We start from the raw sequence: 19264 nt of genomic DNA, 5'->3' as shown, positions 1-19264 counted from the left end.
CAGCCGGGTGTGAACTTTTACCCACTACTACTACTTGTGATAAAAGGAAAGAACAATAATTTTTATAAATCGTGCCATTGCCCATAGTTCCGTTTCTTTTACACACTAATTCAATTAAATTTGATTTTTAAGATATAAACCACAGAAAAATGAGTAAAGATTTCTTTGGAATAGAGAAAGAGCTAAAAACACCTCTAGGCACACACAAATATTATAATTTGAGGGACTTGAGCAAGAAGGACGCTAGAGTGGCGAAACTGCCTTACTCTATCCGTATTTTGCTTGAAAATGCCATCCGTAACTACGACGCATTTGCTGTTACAGAACAGCACCTTGAAACGCTTCTGAATTGGAAACAAACTCAGGGCAAAAAGGAAATTCCTTATACACCTGCGAGAGTATTGATGCAGGACTTCACCGGCGTTCCGGCTGTAGTCGATATTGCATCTATCAGAGCGGAAGTAGCCCGCAAAGGCAAAGACATTGGTAAAACCAACCCGCTTGTGCCAGCCGCTATGGTCATTGACCACTCAGTAATGGTAGAATATTTTGGCACACAGCTCTCTTACGGCAAGAACGTAGACCTGGAGTACTCAAGAAACTCCGAAAGATATAAACTCCTTAAGTGGAGCCAGAAAGCCTTCAACAACTTCACAGTTGTGCCTCCCGGGATGGGTATTTGCCATCAGGTGAACCTGGAATACCTGGCTAGTGGCGTGATAGAAAGAGACGGCTATCTTTTCCCCGACACACTGGTAGGCACCGACTCCCACACACCAATGGTGAACGGTATTGGCGTACTTGGTTGGGGTGTAGGTGGTATTGAGGCTGAAGCTGCCATGCTTGGCCAACCAATTTACATGACCCTTCCTGAAGTAATCGGCTTGAAGATCAGCGGCAAAATGAAGGAAGGCATCACTGCGACAGACCTTGTGCTGACAGTGACTCGCTTGCTTCGTGACTATGGGGTAGTGGAAAAAATCGTTGAGGTGTTCGGCCCAGGCCTGGCAAACCTCACTGTTCCCGACAGAGCCACCATCTCTAACATGTCGCCGGAGTTCGGCTGCACAGATACTCACTGGCCTGTAGACGACCAGACACTGGCATACCTGACCAGAACCAACCGGCCTGCCAACCATGTGAGCATGGTGGAGGCCTATTGCAAAGAGAACATGCTTTGGAGAGACAACTCCGAGCAAATTGAATACACCGACGTCATTGAATTAGATCTTGGCAGTATTGAGCCTACAATTTCGGGGCCGAAACGCCCTCAGGATAAGATATTCCTGAAAGAGGCAAAGGAAAAGGTGATTGGGGTACTAAAAGACGTGCACAAGCGTGACTACGTGGCACCAGACCTTCGAAATGGAAGCTCATGGCTTTCTGATGGAGGGGCTGTAGCCACTGAAACCAAAACTGGTACCGGCCTTCGCTCTGTGAAAATGAAATCTGGCTCAATGACTTACGAGCTCAGCGACGCTTCGGTGGTTATTGCAGCCATTACTTCTTGTACCAACACGTCCAACCCAAGCGTAATGATTGGGGCCGGGCTTGTCGCTCAGAAGGCTGTGGAAAAAGGCCTGGACGTTAAGCCATGGGTAAAAACCTCCCTGGCTCCTGGCTCAAGGGTTGTAACGGAATACCTGAAAAAAGCGGAGCTACTCCCCTATCTGGAAGCGCTTAAGTTTCACGTAGTAGGTTACGGCTGCACCACTTGTATTGGTAACTCCGGCGATATGCCTCCTGCTATCCAAAAGGCCGTGATCGACAATGACCTGGTGGTAGCCTCAGTGCTTTCCGGCAACAGAAACTTTGAAGCCCGCATCCACCCGAACATCAAAATGAACTTCCTGGCATCACCCATGCTGGTTGTTGCATTTGCCATTGCCGGAAGGGTCGACTTTGACATGAACAATGAACCGCTAGGGCTTGACCCGAATGGTGAGCCTGTTTTCCTTAAGGACATCTGGCCGTCTCAGGCTGAGATCAATGAAATGATGGAAAAAGTGGTTACTCCTGAGGACTACAAGAAAACCTATGACACCGTATTTGACGGTGACGAGGCCTGGCAAAAACTGGATGCGCCCACAGGCAATCTTTACAAGTGGGACGAGACGTCGACATATATTCAGGAAGCGCCTTTCTTCAAAAACATTTCGGCAGATGTGCCTGAGCCAACCAATATCAAAGGTGCCAAGGTGTTGCTTCAACTGGGCGACATGGTAACAACCGACCACATCTCGCCTGCTGGTAAATTTCAGCCGGAGCACCCTGCTGGCCAATACCTCGTGAAGAATGGTGTTGAGAAGCCTGATTTTAACTCTTACGGCTCTCGCAGAGGCAACCATGAGGTGATGATGCGGGGAACTTTTGCCAACGTCAGAATCAAAAATAAACTGGCGAGTAAAGAAGGTGGATGGACTAAATACCACCCGACCGGCGAGGAAATGTACGTGTTTGATGCCTCCATGAAATATCAGGAAGCAGGCACGCCGTTGGTGGTGATCGGTGGTAAGGAATATGGATCAGGATCCTCGAGAGACTGGGCTGCAAAAGGAACAACCTTACTTGGGGTAAAAGCGGTTATCGTGGAAAGCTTCGAGCGTATCCACAGATCGAACCTCGTTGGAATGGGCGTTCTTCCTTTGGTATTTGCTGACGGACAAACCCAGGACACCTTAGGGTTAAAAGGAGATGAGTCTTATGACATCCTTGGCCTTGAAAAGGATTTGACCCCTAATAAGGTGGTGGACGTAGTAGCAACAAGGCCGGATGGTTCGAAGGTAGAGTTTAAAGCAGAACTAAGACTGGACTCTAACGTCGATATCGCCTATTGGAAAAATGGCGGTATTTTGAACTATGTACTAAGAAATTTCCTTAAGGATTAAGGATTACGAATTTCAACATTAGTTTTAGCATGAAGCCGGTCTTATAGTCCGGCTTTTTGTTTTTGCGTCGGGCGGTTTTCCTCCATCAATTTGGCCAACTCATGATCATGGGGGTTTGCACTTTTTTTGAGTTGCTCAATGATATTAGCATGGTCCTTCTCATTCCGGTTTTGGCTTAGCTTGTAGGCAGCTTCCACGTTTTCGATCTTTATCCTGAAGCCTTTGATTCCCCGCAACTCCTTCTCCCGGTAGCCTGCAGTCATATCTTCATATTTTCGTCCTCCCGGTATATTCGATTCGTAGCTGTTCATCAATTCCTTCACATGAGCCTCCAGCTCTGGCCCCGAAAGCAGTACGGCAGAACCGTAGATATGCACAGCCTGATAGTTCCAGGTGGGCACATTCTGCTTTTCATACCAAGATGGCGAAATATACCCATGAGAACCTTGAAAAATGACTAAGACCTGATCCACCTTTTCAAGCACTGAAGCCAGCTCATTCGCAATGGAAAGGTGTCCTACTAAGAAATAGCTACCTTCTCTTTCTTCCAGCCAGAATGGTATATGACTTGCTAGTGGTATATTTGATTGGCTTGCTACAAGAATCCCGAATGGGTTCGATTTGATGAAGTCTAAGACTTTATCAGCATCAGTCATTTGAAAATAAGGGGCTACATACATATCGCATACTTGATTAATGATGCAAACTAATACGTATGTTACAATTTCTTGACTATTTCTTAACAGGATTTCACACCGCTTTTGTGCTTTTCGTGCTGTTTGGCTGGATACCTGAAGTAACTCGGAAAGCTCATTTGATAGCTTTGATTCTCACTATAGCCGCCTGGTTATTCCTCGGTATTTGGTACGGTCTGGGGTATTGCCCGCTCACCGACTGGCACTGGGACATAAAAAAAGAGCTGGGAGAAAAGCACCTCCCCAACTCATTCACTAAATACGTTTTTGACCAAACAACTGGACTAAACTCCGATAAACGTATTGTTGACATATTTACTACAGCCGGACTTGTGTTTGGAATCGTTATGGCTGCCTTCAAGTTTTCCCAAAAAAGAAGTATCGAACGTTTGAAACAAAAAAGGGAAGGCTAACGCCTTCCCAAAAAAATTCTTTACCCAGCTAAAAAAGTATGGAGTAAATGTAATTAATTCTTTCCTAAATGCAAAAAGCTTCTACTTTTTCAGCTTATCTCCCACTTTCAAAGTTAGCCCGATCCCGAAAAGTTGTTTGAACTGTACCCTAGGACCCGCCCCTGTTTGCACGCCCGCTTCGTCGAATTGAGCGATTTTGATGTCATCATCATAAATCAACTGAGTAATAAAGCTTGTGCTTAACCACTCGTTTACCTTCAGGATAATGATATTTTCCCAGTTCACGTCGATGTTTTGGGGATTGTTCAGGTAGTTGGAGAACATTTCCAGCCTCGATTCGATGTTAACATTGGAAACAACCTCCTTCTTGTAATTCACCTTCAAAAAGCTACCAAGCTCAGCTCTTGCTTTCTTACCAGCAGTTAACACTGTCACGCCATCAGTATCAAAAACAGCTCCCTCAACGCCAAAGGCGCCTGCATTGGCCAATCTTTCGTCGTTCACAAAGGTGAACTTTCCCGTAACAGGTGCAAAATTGACTGAGAAACTGGGATTTACTTTAATATCAACACCTGTAGCCACCAAAGCGTAGCCTGGAGCCATAAACTTTGAAATATACTCTTCATCTCCAGGTGCGGAAAATCCCGGCGCAAATTGAGTTCTAAAATCAATCAATGAAGAGAAGTACAGCCTGCCGTCTTTTGCCTGCGACATCTTTCTACCAAACTTACTTACAATGTTTATTTTGTCATTTGTCTTTTGAAAATCGGCGTCGCCCTGCTTGATAAGACCATAGCCCAATTCAAGATAGTTCTCCCAGGAGTTCCTGTCCCTGGCATAATTGGCGAAGGTGGTCATATAGCCACCCAGCGATATAGAATTCTGCCCACCGGCAGCCCAGTTTGTAAGGCTCACCTGAGTAAAAGAAGCGGTTCCAAGGAACCCTTTCTTCCAATAAGTGGTATCGGAGGGTGCTGGATCTTGTGCCATACCAGAGCCCAAAACCGCAAATAACAATAACATTAGAAATAGACTTTTCTTCATCACAAATTTTCAATAGCGTTTAACAGTTAATCCAAAAACATTCCAAAGCCTGATCGAAAAGTCACGAATATCTGGCTTTCAATTATAAGAATTAACCTTTGCATCATTTTCTTTCAAAATTCGTCGCAGAATCTTACCAACATTGGACTTGGGAAGTTCTTTTACGAACTCTACATGCTTCGGAACCTTATAGCGTGTCAGGCTCTCCCGACAGAAACTTATCAGCTCGTCTTCGGTGAGGCTTTGATCCTTTTTCACTACAAAGATTTTCACAGCCTCGTTTGACTTCGGGTCAGGCACTCCTATAGCGCCTACCTCAAGAACCTTAGGGTTGCTGGCTACCGTATCTTCAATTTCATTCGGATAGACATTGAAGCCGGAAACAAGAATCATTTCCTTTTTCCGGTCTACGATTTTGACAAACCCGTCCTGATCAATAATCCCGATATCGCCGGTTTTGAACCAACCGTCAACAAACACATTCGCCGTTTCATCCGGTCTCTCCCAATAGCCACTCATCACCTGAGGGCCTTTGGCGCATATTTCTCCAGGCTGACCAACAGGCACTTCCTTTCCATCGTCATCCAGCAATATGATTTCGGTGCTCGGTACAGGCAAACCAATAAACCCATTTCTATGACTACCATCCAGTGGGTTGCAAGCAAGTACGGGCGAGGTTTCACTCAATCCATATCCTTCTACCAGAGGGCACCCGGTCACTTCCCTCCATCTTTCAGCCACTGCCTTCTGCACGGCCATGCCACCGCCAATCGCTCCCTTAAGTTTACTAAAGTCCAGCGTTTTGAAACTCTCCTGATTAAGCAAGCCATTGAACAGCGTATTAACGCCAGTAATAATGCTAAACGGGTTCTTTTTCATGTCGGCACAAAAAGCCTTCATGTCTCTCGGGTTTGTTACGAGAACATTTTTTGCTCCAACATGAAACATCAGCAGGCCATTTACTGCAAGCGCAAAAATGTGATAAAGAGGCAACGCAGTAATCACCACCACCTCCTCACCTTCTACGAAAATTGGCTGAAACCACTGCGTCGTCTGCAAGGTATGGGCGACCATGTTGCGATGCGACAAAGTGGCTCCCTTAGACACGCCTGTTGTTCCTCCAGTGTATTGCAGAAACGCCACGTCTTCTCCCTTGATCTCTGGCTTATCAAATTGAAGGCTGGTGGCATCCTTCATGGCTTGCTTTAAACTAACGGCGCCGGGAATACGAAACGGCGGCACCATCTTCTTTATCCGCTTCACCACGAAGTTTACAATGGGGCCTTTCAGACCTTTCAAGAAATCACCCAACTCAGTAACTATGACATGTTTTATGTCAGTGTTGGCTATTATTTTTTCAAGGTTGAACGCAAAATTGGCAACAATCACAATAGCCTTGGCGCCAGAGTCCTTAAATTGGTGTTCCATTTCCTTGTGTGTGTACAAGGGATTGGTGTTAACCACCACCAGACCAGCCTTGATGGCTCCAAACATGACGATGGGGTACTGCAGGCAGTTTGGCATTTGGATGGCTATGCGGTCTCCCTTTTTCAGTCCCAGTTTTTTCTGCAGATAGGCAGCAAACTGCGTGGACTTCTCATCCACCTCCCTGTAGGTAAAGCCTTTGTCCATATTGAGAAACGCAGTCTGATCTGCATATTTCTTCATGGACTCAGCAAGCATTTCAACTAATGACGTATACTCATCGGGGTTAATTTCTTTGGCAACACCAGCGGGGTAGTGCTTGAACCAGGGATAATCTTTCATAGGTCTAATATCGTTTAAGTAGAGTTGCCAATATGACTATCGCTAGGGCATATTGTTTACTCATCCGATATAAGCTATTAACGGCAAAAAATCAAATGATTAAGTATTGTTGCACGAAGCCTGTGGCGTGAAAGTCAATAACTGAAAATAAAAAAAACCGGTAGAACGAAATTCATACCGGTTTCCAAATAAACAACATTAACCCAAAAATGATGGCTGTAGGAGAAGGATTCGAACCTCCACGGAGCAGTTAGGTCCACACGAGCTCTATGTGGACTTTATTCCTTATCCCCACCCCCGAGACAGGAGGGCATGGCTGCCAATTTCATCACCCTACATTGTGATATGCAAGTCAATTCATCTAATTGACTGCAACAAAATTAACAAGAGTTTGATTTTATTAAAATATTTTTAATAAATTTGATAAAAAAATGTACAACACATAATTTCGAACCTCTCATAATAGTAGATTATTAAATCAGGGTAGTTAAAATGAGTAAAAATTACGAAATTGATAATGTAGACTTGAAGATTCTGAACCTTTTGATGGAAGATGCCAAGATTCCATACACTGAAATTGCCAAAAAGGTGTTCGTTTCGGGGGGTACAGTTCACGTGAGAATGAAAAAACTTGAAGAAATGGGGGTTGTCCAGGGCACCACTCTCAAGCTGGATTATTCAAAACTCGGGTACGATATTACTTGCTTTATCGGTATTTACCTTCAAAAAAGCTCCTTATATGATGAGGTAGTTGAGCGCTTGAGGGAAATTCCCGAAATTGTAACCGTCAACTACACCACCGGTAACTATAGTATCTTCGTGAAGCTTCACTGCAGAGACACCAAACATCTGAGAGAAGTGCTTCATGACAAGATTCAAAAGGTGGAAGGAATTGAAAGGACGGAAACCCTGATTAGTCTCGAAGAAAGCCTGAGCCGCCATATCAGTTTTTAGTACCCATTTCGGAAACTATTTAGCCCGATAAAGGTTTTACTATGAGTGCCATAGTTTTGAAACCTTTATCGGGTTTAATTTTCATGTCCCTTTTGCGAAAAAATTGACTCCTCAAGTCTTGGGGTAGTGATTTATGTTGTACATTTGTTTTAATTATAATCAGTCTAAATAAGTAGAGGATGAGTAAGGACAACCAAATACTGGAAGAACTCACCAAATCAGATTATAAATACGGATTTCACTCCGATATTGAAACTGAGTCGGCACCCAAAGGTCTTAATGAAGATATTGTCAGGTTTATTTCTGCAAAAAAGGAAGAGCCTGAATGGATGCTGGAATGGAGACTTTCAGCTTATCGTCACTGGTTGACTTTGAAAGAGCCAACCTGGCAAAATGTTACTTTCCCGGAAATTAATTACCAGGACATCATTTTCTATGCTGCTCCGAAGCAAAAGATATCACCTAAAAGCCTCGACGAAGTAGATCCCGAGTTGAGAGCTACCTTTGAGAAGCTTGGCATTTCGTTTGACGAGCAAAAAAGACTTACAGGCGTGGCGGTTGATGCCGTGCTGGACAGTGTTTCCGTAGCTACGACTTTCAAGAGTAAACTTGGCGAACTGGGCATTATCTTTTGTTCTTTCTCGGAAGCGGTGAGAGAGCACCCCGAATTAGTTAAAAAGTATATCGGATCGGTAGTACCAGTCAACGATAACTATTTCTCCGCCCTTAACTCTGCTGTATTTTCGGATGGTTCTTTCTGCTACATACCTAAAGGTGTGCGTTGCCCAATGGAGCTTTCCACCTATTTCCGGATCAATGCCATGAACACAGGGCAGTTTGAACGGACGCTGATTGTGGCCGAAGAAGGCTCCTATGTCAGCTACCTGGAGGGCTGTACTGCTCCTATGAGAGATGAGAATCAGCTTCATGCGGCCGTTGTTGAGATTTTTGCTGCCAAAGATGCTGAAGTGAAGTACTCAACTGTGCAAAACTGGTACCCGGGAAGCAAAGAAGGCAAAGGCGGCATTTACAACTTTGTTACCAAGCGAGGACTTTGCTCTGGCGACGGTTCTAAAATATCTTGGACGCAGGTAGAAACCGGGTCTGCAGTAACGTGGAAGTATCCCAGCTGTATCCTGAAAGGGGACAACTCCATTGGAGAGTTCTATTCAGTGGCTGTTACCAATAACTATCAGCAGGCTGACACCGGCACCAAAATGATCCATATTGGTAAAAACACCCGCTCCAGGATCGTATCGAAGGGTATTTCTGCAGGCAAAAGCCAAAACAGCTACCGTGGACAGGTGAAGGTAATGAAACGTGCCGAAGGTGCGAGAAATTATTCTCAATGCGACTCACTGCTGCTTGGCGACAAATGCGGAGCACATACGTTCCCTTATATAGACGTTGAGAATCCACTGGCAATTGTAGAGCACGAAGCTACGACTTCAAAAATCGGAGAAGACCAGATTTTCTACTGCAACCAGAGAGGAATAGCTACAGAGGATGCAGTGGCCCTTATCGTAAATGGTTTCGCTAAAGAGGTCATGAATCAACTGCCTATGGAATTTGCCGTTGAGGCACAGAAACTTCTGGCCATATCCCTCGAAGGCAGTGTAGGCTAAGGAGAAACTCTACGGACAAAAATTATGTTTTTATAAGCTTGAAAATGAGCTCAGGCAAAAGTGAAAAAGAAAAGTAATTGACAATGTTAAAGATAAAGAACCTCAAAGCTTCGGTAGATGGAAAGATGATCCTCAACGGAATTAACCTGGAAGTAAAGCCAGGAGAAGTTCATGCCATTATGGGCCCGAATGGTTCAGGAAAAAGTACGCTGGCTTCTGTTTTGGCCGGTCGTGAAGACTATCAAATTGAAGGTGGAGAAGTAGAATATATTGGCAAAGATCTTTTGGATCTTTCGCCGGAGGAAAGAGCCAGGGAAGGTGTGTTTCTTGCCTTCCAGTACCCCGTAGAAATACCTGGCGTAAGCACGACCAACTTTCTTAAAGCCGCTCTCAATCAAGTAAGAGAACACCACGGCAAGCCAGCACTGGACGCTGTTTCGTTTCTTAAATTGATGAAAGAAAAAATGGCATTGGTGGAGATCGACCAGGCTTTGCTTAGCAGGTCATTGAACGAAGGCTTCTCTGGTGGAGAAAAGAAAAGAAATGAGATTTTCCAAATGGCGATGCTTGAGCCAAAGTTGGCCATTCTGGACGAAACGGATAGTGGACTGGATATTGACGCTTTGAGAATTGTGGCCAATGGAGTCAACAAACTCAAGACCAGAGATAATGCCACTATTCTGATTACACACTATCAGAGGCTGCTCGACTACATAGTGCCTGATTTCGTGCACGTTCTCCACAAGGGGCGCATCATCAAGTCAGGAGATAAGAGCCTGGCCTTACAACTCGAAGAAAAAGGGTACGACTGGATCAAAGAAGAAGCTGACACTGTTTCTGCTTAATTCTTTAAACCTGAAAATTCGAAAGTAATGACAACACCAGACGAATATATAACCAGTGTCGGCAAGGCATTTGAAAAATTTGAAGCCAGCTTAAATGGCAGCAAATCCACTTTCCTGCACGAGCTTAGAAAAGAATCCCTGGCCGCTGTTCTCAAATCGGGATTGCCCGGGCCAAAGCATGAAGAGTATCGCTATACCAACTTCGGCAAAGCACTTGAAAAGAACATAGCTTATGAGGGCATTGTAGCCGAAACTGCTGCTGCCAGTGCCCCCACTCCTCTTGACAGTTTTGAGGGCTATAAGCTTTACTTTGTTAATGGCAAGCTGGATGTTTCCCGTTCGGATTTGGGAGCTTTAAGTGACAAAGTTACCATTACTTCTCTTGCATCGGCTGTTAAAGAACAAGGAGATCTTAATGAATACTTAGGCAGCATAGTTAAGTCCTGGCCGGATGCCTTTTCGCACCTCAACACGGCATTTGCGAAAGAGGGTGTTTTTATTTGCATCAAGAAAAATACAATTCTCGACAAGCCCCTTTATATAATTCATTCAAATGACACGTCGGCCACCGAGGTGCTTGCGCACTACAGAAATCTGGCGATTGTAGAAGAGGGAGCGCAACTAAAGGTGATAGAGGCTAATTTCTCCACCGGAGCGAATACTTCATATACAAATACCGTTTTGGAGGTTTTCTGCAAAAGAAATGCCTCGGTAGAATGGAGCAAGCTCCAGCTCGAAAACGAAACTGCACTGCGGATTGACAATTCGCTGGTATATCAGGAAAGAGATTCCAAGTGTACAATCAATACCATCACGCTAAGCGGGCAGATGGTAAGAAACAACCTCTACATTGCCCTGGATGACGAAAACACTGAGGCACACATGTACGGATTGTACCTGATTGACGGGAAAACGCATGTAGACAACCACACTTCTGTTGACCATAGAAAGCCTAATTCGTTCTCCAATGAGTTATACAAAGGCATCATGGATGATCAGTCGCACGGTGTTTTTAACGGAAAAATATTTGTTCGTCAGGATGCGCAAAAAACCAATGCCTTCCAGCAGAACAATAACATCCTGCTCAGCCCCAACGCTGTGATCAATACCAAACCGCAGCTCGAAATATGGGCAGACGACGTGAAGTGTTCACACGGTTGCACCACAGGCCAGCTGGATAACGAACAGTTGTTCTACCTGAGAGCCCGTGGAATTTCAGAAGACAAAGCCAGGGCTATGCTTCTGCACGCATTTGCGGGCGACGTGATAGCGAACATATCCGTAGAGCCTGTAAGAGAATACCTTGAGCAGTTAATTACCGATAAAATAGAAAACTAGTCATGGGCAGCCCAGCTTCAACAATAGATTGGTCATTGGACATTCAATCAATACGGAAGCAATTTCCCGTGCTACATCAGGAGGTGAATGGCAAACCTTTGATCTATTTCGACAACGCCGCAACAAATCAGAAGCCTTCCTCCGTCATTAAAGCGCTGGATCACTACTATGAGACAGACAATGCCAATATCCACAGAGGCGTTCATACATTAGCCGAAAGGGCTACCGCCGATTTCGAAGAGACAAGAAAGAAAGCTGCCGCCTTTCTCAACTCCAAAGAAATCCAAGAGGTTATTTTCACCAAGGGCACCACGGAGGGCATCAATCTTGTGGCTTCTACCTGGGGTAGAAAATTTGTAAACGAGGGTGATGAGATTGTCATTAGCACACTTGAGCACCATTCTAATATTGTGCCATGGCAAATGCTTTGCGAGGAGAAAGGCGCCATCCTGAGGGTGATTCCAATTAACCCAAAAGGAGAAGTCATCATTGACGACTTCAAAAAACTACTATCAGCTAAAACGAAGCTTGTTTCTGTTGTATTTGCGTCGAATGCCCTGGGGACTGTTAATCCTGTGGCAGAAATCATCAGCCTGGCTCACCAACAAGGGGCGGTTGTTATGTTGGATGGAGCACAAGCCTCAGCCCACCTTGAAGTGGATGTGCAAAAGCTCGATGTGGACTTCTTCGCTCTTTCTGCACACAAAATGTATGGCCCCACAGGCGTTGGAATACTCTATGGCAAACGAAGCTTGTTGGAAGCAATGCCCCCCTACCAGGGCGGCGGGGAAATGATAAGCGAAGTGACCTTTGAAAAGACTACTTATAACGCCATTCCTTACAAGTTTGAAGCCGGCACGCCCAACATCGCCGATGTGGTGGCCTTTGGTGCTGCTATCGACTTTATAAACGAGCATGGAAAGGAACGGATTGCAGCGCATGAAGATGAACTATTGCATTACGCCACTGCAAAGCTCGAAAGCATCCCCGGAGTGAGGATAGTTGGGCAGGCGACTGACAAAGTCAGCGTGGTGTCTTTCCTGGTCAACGGTTACCACCCGCTTGACGTGGGAATGTATCTGGACGCAAGAGGTATAGCAGTGCGCACAGGACACCATTGTACGCAACCGTTGATGAAACATTTGGGGATTGAAGGAACGGTTAGGGCCTCATTTTCTGTTTACAATACCAAAGAGGAAATTGACCGGCTGGCAGAGGCGGTTACCCTGCTTGCCGGTAGAAAAAATTAGAATGGCGGAGACTATAAAAGGCATTCAGGATGAAATTATCTCCGAGTTTGATATACTTGGAGATGATCGTGAAAGCAAGATATTCTACATTATGGAGTTGGGCGCTACGCTTCCAGAAATGGAAGAAAGCGAAAAAGTAGAACACAATATTATCAAAGGCTGTCAATCGAAAGTATGGCTCACGGCAGCGCTGGCTGGCGAAGTAATAAAATTCAGCGCCGATAGCAACACTGAAGTAACCAAAGGACTTATCAGCCTATTGATACGAGTATTGTCGGGACAGAAACCGCAGGATATCATGCAAGCCGAGCTTTTCTTTATTGAAAAGATAGGCATGGGACAGTTGATCGGATCCCAAAGATCGAACGGGCTTTCGTCGATGATCAAGCAAATGAAGTTGTATGCACTGGCCTTTCAGACTAAGTTGGCCGGAACAAACACATAAACACAAACGCTGAGAACTATGGAAAACCAAAATCAGCAGGAAGCGGATTTAAAGGAAAAGGTAATTGCCGCCATCAAAACGGTGTATGACCCGGAAATTCCTGTGGACGTATATGAGTTGGGTCTGATCTACGAGATCAGTATATTTCCCGTCAACAACGTTTTTGTGTCTATGACATTGACATCCCCCAGCTGTCCTTCAGCCGAGGCCATTCCCAGTGAGGTGAAGGCCAAAATTGAAGAGGTAGAGGGAGTAAACGACGTGGAGGTTGAGCTTACGTTCGACCCGCCATTTACGCAAGATATGATGAGTGAGGCTGCCAAATTGGAACTAGGCTTCATGTAAATTAGTTTATTCATCCAGCGGCCGTTTAAGCCGTCATTCAGATATAAATAGAACTTTAAAAAGATAAGGAAATGTATCCCGAACCACTAGTTGCCCCCATGAGGACAGACCTTACCAGTGCAGGATTCACTGAGCTAAGAACTTCCGAAGATGTTGAAAATCATCTTGAAGACCACAAAGGCACTTCGCTAATTGTTATCAACTCGGTGTGTGGATGTGCGGCTGGAGCAGCCCGTCCCGGAGTGAAGATGGCGTTGGCTAATAGTACAAAAAAGCCTAACTTTTTAGGGACTGTGTTTGCTGGCGTAGACAAAGAGGCTACTCAGACCGCCAGGGAATACACTTTACCCTATCCCCCATCATCTCCATCAATTGCTTTGTTCAAGGATGGTGAATTGATTCACTTCGTGGAGAGACACCATATTGAAGGCCGCAATGCGCAAATGATTGCAGCACACTTGATTGATGTGTTTGAGGAATACTGCTAAGATTTCAAGAGACAAAATATCAAACCTAAAAGCTGGCTCAAAAGGCCAGCTTTTTATTTTGTTAGTTTCACGGAAACGGTTGATGTGGTCATCAGGTACCGCACCCTGCCCTGCCATTGAAAGGAAGCCAGTGCCCTCACCTCATAGTCATTTGGAAGTATATAAGTGTGGCTCACTTCATTGCCGCAGGCAAAGTAACCGTCACCAAAATCCCAATAGAACTCAGCATTGGCCGGATATGCACCAGCCAAATGAGATTTAAATCTGGAAGCCTCATTGATTACTCCCGACACCTCTTCGTCCATTTTGAGCTCCAGAAATTCGTTCAATTCATACTCGTGGTCAATTTCATAGATTGTTCGGCTAGTTGACGCCTCCAAAATTGATAGCTTTATGTCATAGGTGCCATGAGCATCATAACAATGACTGACTGATTGCCCTTCTCCACCAAAACTATCCCCAAAATCCCAGCGGTACTTTACATCTCCATTATTACTCTCCGACTGGTACTCCAAATCGACACAGAGATTGCACGTAAGTTTGTGCGAAAAAGCGTTTTCGTTCGTGAATATTTTCTCTGCAAAACAGATATCCTCACCAGTCAGTTCAGAGTATAACTCCTCCGACGTGGTAACAAATGAGTAAATATCCTGATTTCCCTGCTCGTTGCCAGAGACGAAGTATATCTTTTCCCCAATTGGTGGGAGGCTAAAGTGCTTGTTGTCATGCCTGTCATTAAATTGATTACCCAGGTTCTTCGGCCCTGACCATTCGTTCCAATTGTCTCCTTGTTTAACTGAATAAAAGATATCGAGACCGCCGTAGCCCTCCTGACCGTCAGAGGAATAGAAAAGAAAGCGACCATCTGGGGAAAACGATGGAGAGGTATCTTCTCCGGGCGTATTCAGAACACCAAGGTTGATGGGCGTATCCCAAGCCTTTTTACTTACTCTGTGGCTGATATAAATATCTCTTCCACCCCTTGAGTCGTCCATTTCCGCAGAAATTAGCATGTGCTTGCCGTCCTCAGAGACAAAAAAGTCAGCGTATCCGGACTTGTTCTTGAAACCCTTTATAGTAAAATTGGCAGGGGTAGTCCATTTGCCATTGCGAAGCTCGGAATAGGAAAGTCCCTCGCCTGAAATCTCTCCATTCTCGTAAGTATTACCCAAAATCAAATTAATGACTCCTTCTTCGACTGTAATGGAGGTGACAAAATTAGGCCCTCTGTTGTTCAAGGGCGGCGGCAGGCGCTCAACTTTTGTCCAGGTATGCGTCTTTGGATCCCAGGTTGCAGTCCAAATATCTTCGGCGTCTTTGGTGCCTCCAACGTTGTCGGGGTGGTTGCTCCTGCTAAAAAAAAGTCGTCCTTCACCCGGCTCTACCAGCGGGCCATGCTCATCGTAAATACTATTAACTCCGTATTCATTATTTTTCTCGACCGAGGCAATATTTCTCTTATCTACCTTTCCAAGTGGAGACCCCGCCGGAGCGTGGTGTTTTGCACTTACCTCAGAGTCGGAGAAAATTATTTTATTTTGGGCCTGCCCAAAATGAAACGCAGAAGCTAGAATTACGGTAAGAAAAACTCCTTTTTTAACAAAAAAGAAAGTTGTCAGCTCCGACCACTTAATTAAAGAGAACCCGAAATGGCTTTTTGAAATACAATTTATTAGCATTTATTTCAACTATTTGGTCAGTGTTTTGAAATCAGAGATTCAAAGCCATGTTTCAATCTACGATTTACCTAAAAAAATCATTATTACCCATATAAAATTGGATTAAACCAATGAATGGGGCAATACCCTCGGCCATAAATTGTTAAAAAATTGAAAAATCTAAAGAACTACCAAGATTCCTTAGAACAAAATCAGACCGCAATCACTGAGTGGCTATGTTCGGAGTATAGCTAGCTGGATAAGAAGTTTCCCTTTTTCTTCAAAAATACCTTGGGGTAACAACCCTATCTTTTGAGTATTTAAACATATAATTCAGCATAAGTTCGTGTGAACCAGCATTTACTTTGCCGAGGTCATTGGTTAGCATGTCATATGAATACCCTACTCTGAATTGATCATTGAGCTGAAGCTCCAAAAGAAAATCCAATGACTCAAAAGAGCGATATGACAGCCCAACCCATAGCAAGTCGTTGATAAGCAAGTTGGTATTGAAATCAAACTCAATCGGAGCACCGTCAACTGTTTTGATAAGTACATTAGGTTTTAGTTTCAAGCTTTTGTTAAGGTCAAAAACGTACCCTGCTGTTACAAAATAATGGCGTTTTATTTCTGAGTAGATGAAACTTGTGGCCCTGTCGTCTTTCGCAGAGTTAAACATCAAAGGAACGGATGCGCCCGCATAAAATCTCTCGCTATTGAAATAGATGCCCGCACCTACATTTGGCTTGAAGCTTTTGACATTCCCCACTAAAAGGTTGTCTCCATCCACCCCAATGTCATTCAAATTATGGCTATAGTCATTAAAACCACCTTGAAGACCAAACGATAAATTGCCTTCACTCATTTTTATTTTGTAAGCGTACGAAACAAATAAGCTGTTTTGTTTAGTCACCCCGATATTGTCTCTCAGGAAAAGTAAACCCAGACCAATATGCTTATTGGGAACTGGCGCATGAAGCGAGACTGATTGAGTGTTGGGAGCTCCTTCCAGCCCAACCCATTGAGCACGTGCAATGGCAGTGGCGTTCAAAGCATCGTGACTCCCGGCGTATGCTGGGTTAAGTGCTAACCCGTTGAACATATATTGGGTAAACATTGCTTGCTGCTGGGCATGCGTATTGACCGAACTCAATGAAGCAATTACTATTACAATTAACTTTGTCAGCGCTTTTATCTTCTTCACTTTGTTAGAATTTTTTTGAGTTGATTACTACAAAACCTGAATATGGTTTACTTCCGTCCCCCAGGTCTATCAAGTAAAAATATGTGCCGTCTGGGACTTTATTGGAGCCCAAGATTAGTCCAATGTTAGACTCGCTATTCCAGACCTTGTTTTGATTGTTGTATCCCTGGATTTCAAAGATTGCATTTCCCCACCGGTTGAAAATCTGAACTTTATTATTAGGGTAGCTCTCAATACCTTTTATGACAAACGCATCATTAATCCCATCCCCATTAGGGGAAAATCCTTTGGGTATCACAAACTCTGAGTCGTTGTCTGTATCGTCAAGATAATCCGCAATACCGTCTCCATCAGTATCATCATTGGTAGGGTCACCATCTCCATTTGCGTCCTCATCTTTGGTTAGTATGCCATCTCCGTCGTCGTCGTCATCAAGATAGTCTGCTATACCGTCACCATCGGTGTCATCATTGCCTGGGTCGCCGTCGCCGTTGATATCTTCGTCGGCATTCTTTACTCCGTCACCATCTTTATCGCCTAGCGGGCCATCATTGTCATCGGCATCCAAATAATCAGGAATCTCATCACCGTCAGTATCGTCATTGGTAGGGTCGCCGTCGCCATTTGCATCCTCATCCATGGTCAGGGTGCCGTCTCCGTCGTCATCATCGTCAAGGTAGTCAGCTATACCGTCCCCGTCGGTGTCATCGTTGTTTGGATTGCCATCACCGTTGATGTCTTCGTCACCATTGGGCACGCCGTCGTTGTCGTTGTCTCCAGCCGGATCATACTCTCCGTCAACAGAATCGAGGTAATCCGCAATACCGTCTCCATCAGTATCATCATTGGTAGGGTCGCCATCTCCATTTGCGTCCTCATCTTTGGTTAATATACCATCTCCGTCGTCGTCGTCATCAAGATAGTCTGCTATACCGTCACCATCGGTATCATCATTGCCTGGGTCGCCGTCGCCGTTGATGTCTTCTATAGGAGTAAGTACTCCATCTCCATCAGAATCACCGGTCAGGATTGTCACTTCTCCCGATGTAGTATCTGAAGAGGAATTGCCTGCAATGTCGATGCTAACGACAATAACTTCGTTAGGCCCATTCAAATTGGGGTTGAAGCCTCCAGTTGTTGGCACGTCCTCACCAGTATCTACAGCCCAGTTTCCGTTACTGTCTGCTGTCGTGCTATAGGTTGCTCCACCAATTGTCACAGAAAGCGAAGCGAGGGCTTCTCCGGTTCCGGTGATTACCGGATTTGCGCTGGTGGTTGTCTGACTTACCACTGTTGGGGCGACTGGAGCCGTTGTGTCAATTTCCAGCTCGTTAGTTGTTACATCTCCGGCAGCGTTCCCTGCTGCATCAGTACTGGTCACTCCTATATCGTAAACTCCCTCTGGCAATCCAATAAACGGCCCGCCAGCAGTGGGCGTATCTGAACCGGTGGTGATTGACCATTTCCCTGATGCATCAGCAATTACCTTGAACGTAACCCCATTTACTACAACTGTGACGGTAGTGCCAGCTTCCGCACTGCCTGTGAGAACGGGGCTTGTGGAATTGGTTGTAAGTAAACTGACTGATGGTACTACTGGAGGAATGTTATCAAACAAGGTCGTAGCCGTTGTTGCTGTTGTGTTGTTGTTGCCTGCTGCGTCCTGAGCTACGTTAGCTGCTACGTCTACTGTAACGTTGCCAGCACCACTTGGGGTGATCTGTACGGTGAATGTTCCATCACCATTGTCTGTAAACCCAGTTACTGATCCGTTCCCTACCGTTACGTCCCCACTTACAAAGCCTGTGACTACTTCGCCGAAGTCTACCGTTACGTTATAAGGTGTCGTGCTATTCACTGCCGATGGGGCACCTGTGATGCTTGCCGCAGGAGCGGTTGTATCATAAACTGTCGTGGCCGTTGTTGCTGCTGTGTTATTATTGCCTGCTGCATCGGTGGCTACTGAACCTGCTACGTCTACAGTAATGTCGCCAGCACCACTTGGGGTGATCTGTACGGTGAATGTTCCATCACCATTGTCTGTAAACCCAGTTACTGATCCGTTGCCTACCGTTACGTCCCCACTTACAAAGCCAGTGACTACTTCGCTGAACTCAAAGGTAACTGTATAAGCAGCGGTGCTGTTCACTGCCGCTGGCGCACCTGTGATGGTCGCCGCAGGAGCGGTTGTATCATAAACTGTTGTTGCTGTCGTCGCTGCCGTGTTGTTGTTACCAGCTGCATCGGTGGCTACTGAACCTGCTACGTCTACAGTAATGTCGCCAGCACCACTTGGGGTGATCTG

The 19264-nt window shown here is 45.1% G+C and carries 16 protein-coding genes and 1 tRNA gene; 10 read left to right on the top strand and 7 right to left on the bottom strand.

Features of this window, described 5'->3' with window-relative positions; all coding sequences use genetic code 11:
• The first annotated feature begins 149 nt into the window (after positions 1-149).
• The gene (acnA, locus tag RIF36_RS16790; RefSeq protein ID WP_350124936.1) at positions 150-2888 is read left to right on the top strand and encodes an aconitate hydratase AcnA; all 2739 of its coding nucleotides are present in this window, start codon (positions 150-152) and stop codon (positions 2886-2888) included.
• A gap of 41 nt (positions 2889-2929) precedes the next feature.
• Here the strand turns inward: acnA and RIF36_RS16785 are convergent, their stop codons facing one another.
• Positions 2930-3568, bottom strand: a complete 639-nt coding sequence (locus RIF36_RS16785; protein WP_350124939.1) for an FMN-binding negative transcriptional regulator — start codon at positions 3566-3568, stop codon at positions 2930-2932.
• A 35-nt stretch (positions 3569-3603) separates the two neighbouring features.
• Between RIF36_RS16785 and RIF36_RS16780 the strand changes: the two genes are divergently transcribed.
• Positions 3604-3996, top strand: coding sequence for a DUF2784 domain-containing protein (locus tag RIF36_RS16780; RefSeq protein ID WP_350124942.1), 393 nt, complete (start codon positions 3604-3606; stop codon positions 3994-3996).
• 81 nt (positions 3997-4077) lie between these two features.
• Here RIF36_RS16780 and RIF36_RS16775 read toward each other — a convergent pair whose 3' ends face one another.
• The 3 genes from RIF36_RS16775 to RIF36_RS16765 all read right to left on the bottom strand — a co-directional run bounded on the left by RIF36_RS16775 (position 4078) and on the right by RIF36_RS16765 (position 7145).
• Positions 4078-5019, bottom strand: a complete 942-nt coding sequence (locus RIF36_RS16775) for a DUF3078 domain-containing protein (RefSeq protein WP_350124945.1) — start codon at positions 5017-5019, stop codon at positions 4078-4080.
• Between the two features lie 99 nt (positions 5020-5118).
• A complete protein-coding gene (locus RIF36_RS16770) occupies positions 5119-6807 on the bottom strand; it encodes an AMP-binding protein (protein WP_350124948.1) in 1689 nt (562 codons plus the stop codon).
• A gap of 213 nt (positions 6808-7020) precedes the next feature.
• Positions 7021-7145: transfer RNA gene (locus tag RIF36_RS16765), tRNA-OTHER, on the bottom strand.
• Positions 7146-7299: 154 nt separating this feature from the next.
• Here RIF36_RS16765 and RIF36_RS16760 point away from each other — a divergent pair.
• The 8 genes from RIF36_RS16760 (at position 7300) to RIF36_RS16725 (ending at position 14097) form a co-directional block, all read left to right on the top strand.
• On the top strand, positions 7300-7761 hold the full coding sequence (locus RIF36_RS16760) for an Lrp/AsnC ligand binding domain-containing protein (protein WP_151997390.1): 462 nt from the start codon (positions 7300-7302) through the stop codon (positions 7759-7761).
• Positions 7762-7940: 179 nt separating this feature from the next.
• Entirely contained in the window at positions 7941-9386 is a 1446-nt protein-coding gene (gene sufB, locus RIF36_RS16755; RefSeq protein WP_151997391.1) for a Fe-S cluster assembly protein SufB, read from the top strand.
• A gap of 83 nt (positions 9387-9469) precedes the next feature.
• Positions 9470-10231: a Fe-S cluster assembly ATPase SufC gene (gene sufC / locus RIF36_RS16750; protein WP_350124951.1), complete on the top strand. Its 762-nt coding sequence runs from the start codon at positions 9470-9472 to the stop codon at positions 10229-10231.
• A 27-nt stretch (positions 10232-10258) separates the two neighbouring features.
• Complete coding sequence (gene sufD, locus RIF36_RS16745; protein WP_350124954.1) at positions 10259-11569, top strand: Fe-S cluster assembly protein SufD; 1311 nt, start codon at positions 10259-10261, stop codon at positions 11567-11569.
• Positions 11570-11571: 2 nt separating this feature from the next.
• The gene (locus RIF36_RS16740; protein WP_350124957.1) at positions 11572-12819 is read left to right on the top strand and encodes a SufS family cysteine desulfurase; all 1248 of its coding nucleotides are present in this window, start codon (positions 11572-11574) and stop codon (positions 12817-12819) included.
• 1 nt (position 12820) lies between these two features.
• Positions 12821-13264, top strand: coding sequence for a SufE family protein (locus RIF36_RS16735; protein WP_350075793.1), 444 nt, complete (start codon positions 12821-12823; stop codon positions 13262-13264).
• Positions 13265-13282: 18 nt separating this feature from the next.
• The gene (locus RIF36_RS16730; protein ID WP_151997396.1) at positions 13283-13609 is read left to right on the top strand and encodes an SUF system Fe-S cluster assembly protein; all 327 of its coding nucleotides are present in this window, start codon (positions 13283-13285) and stop codon (positions 13607-13609) included.
• Positions 13610-13680: 71 nt separating this feature from the next.
• Positions 13681-14097, top strand: coding sequence for a BrxA/BrxB family bacilliredoxin (locus RIF36_RS16725; RefSeq protein WP_350124960.1), 417 nt, complete (start codon positions 13681-13683; stop codon positions 14095-14097).
• Between the two features lie 53 nt (positions 14098-14150).
• Here the strand turns inward: RIF36_RS16725 and RIF36_RS16720 are convergent, their stop codons facing one another.
• The 3 genes from RIF36_RS16720 to RIF36_RS16710 all read right to left on the bottom strand — a co-directional run.
• The gene (locus RIF36_RS16720; protein WP_350124963.1) at positions 14151-15776 is read right to left on the bottom strand and encodes a PKD domain-containing protein; all 1626 of its coding nucleotides are present in this window, start codon (positions 15774-15776) and stop codon (positions 14151-14153) included.
• Positions 15777-16035: 259 nt separating this feature from the next.
• Positions 16036-16959, bottom strand: coding sequence for a PorP/SprF family type IX secretion system membrane protein (locus RIF36_RS16715; RefSeq protein ID WP_350124966.1), 924 nt, complete (start codon positions 16957-16959; stop codon positions 16036-16038).
• A gap of 4 nt (positions 16960-16963) precedes the next feature.
• The coding region (locus tag RIF36_RS16710; RefSeq protein ID WP_350149420.1) for a T9SS type B sorting domain-containing protein at positions 16964-19264 on the bottom strand (2301 nt) is incomplete at its 5' end.

It is taken from the genome of Imperialibacter sp. (genome assembly GCF_040222815.1).
Lineage (GTDB): Bacteria > Bacteroidota > Bacteroidia > Cytophagales > Cyclobacteriaceae > Imperialibacter.
This window is presented reverse-complemented; position numbering and strand designations above follow the sequence as displayed.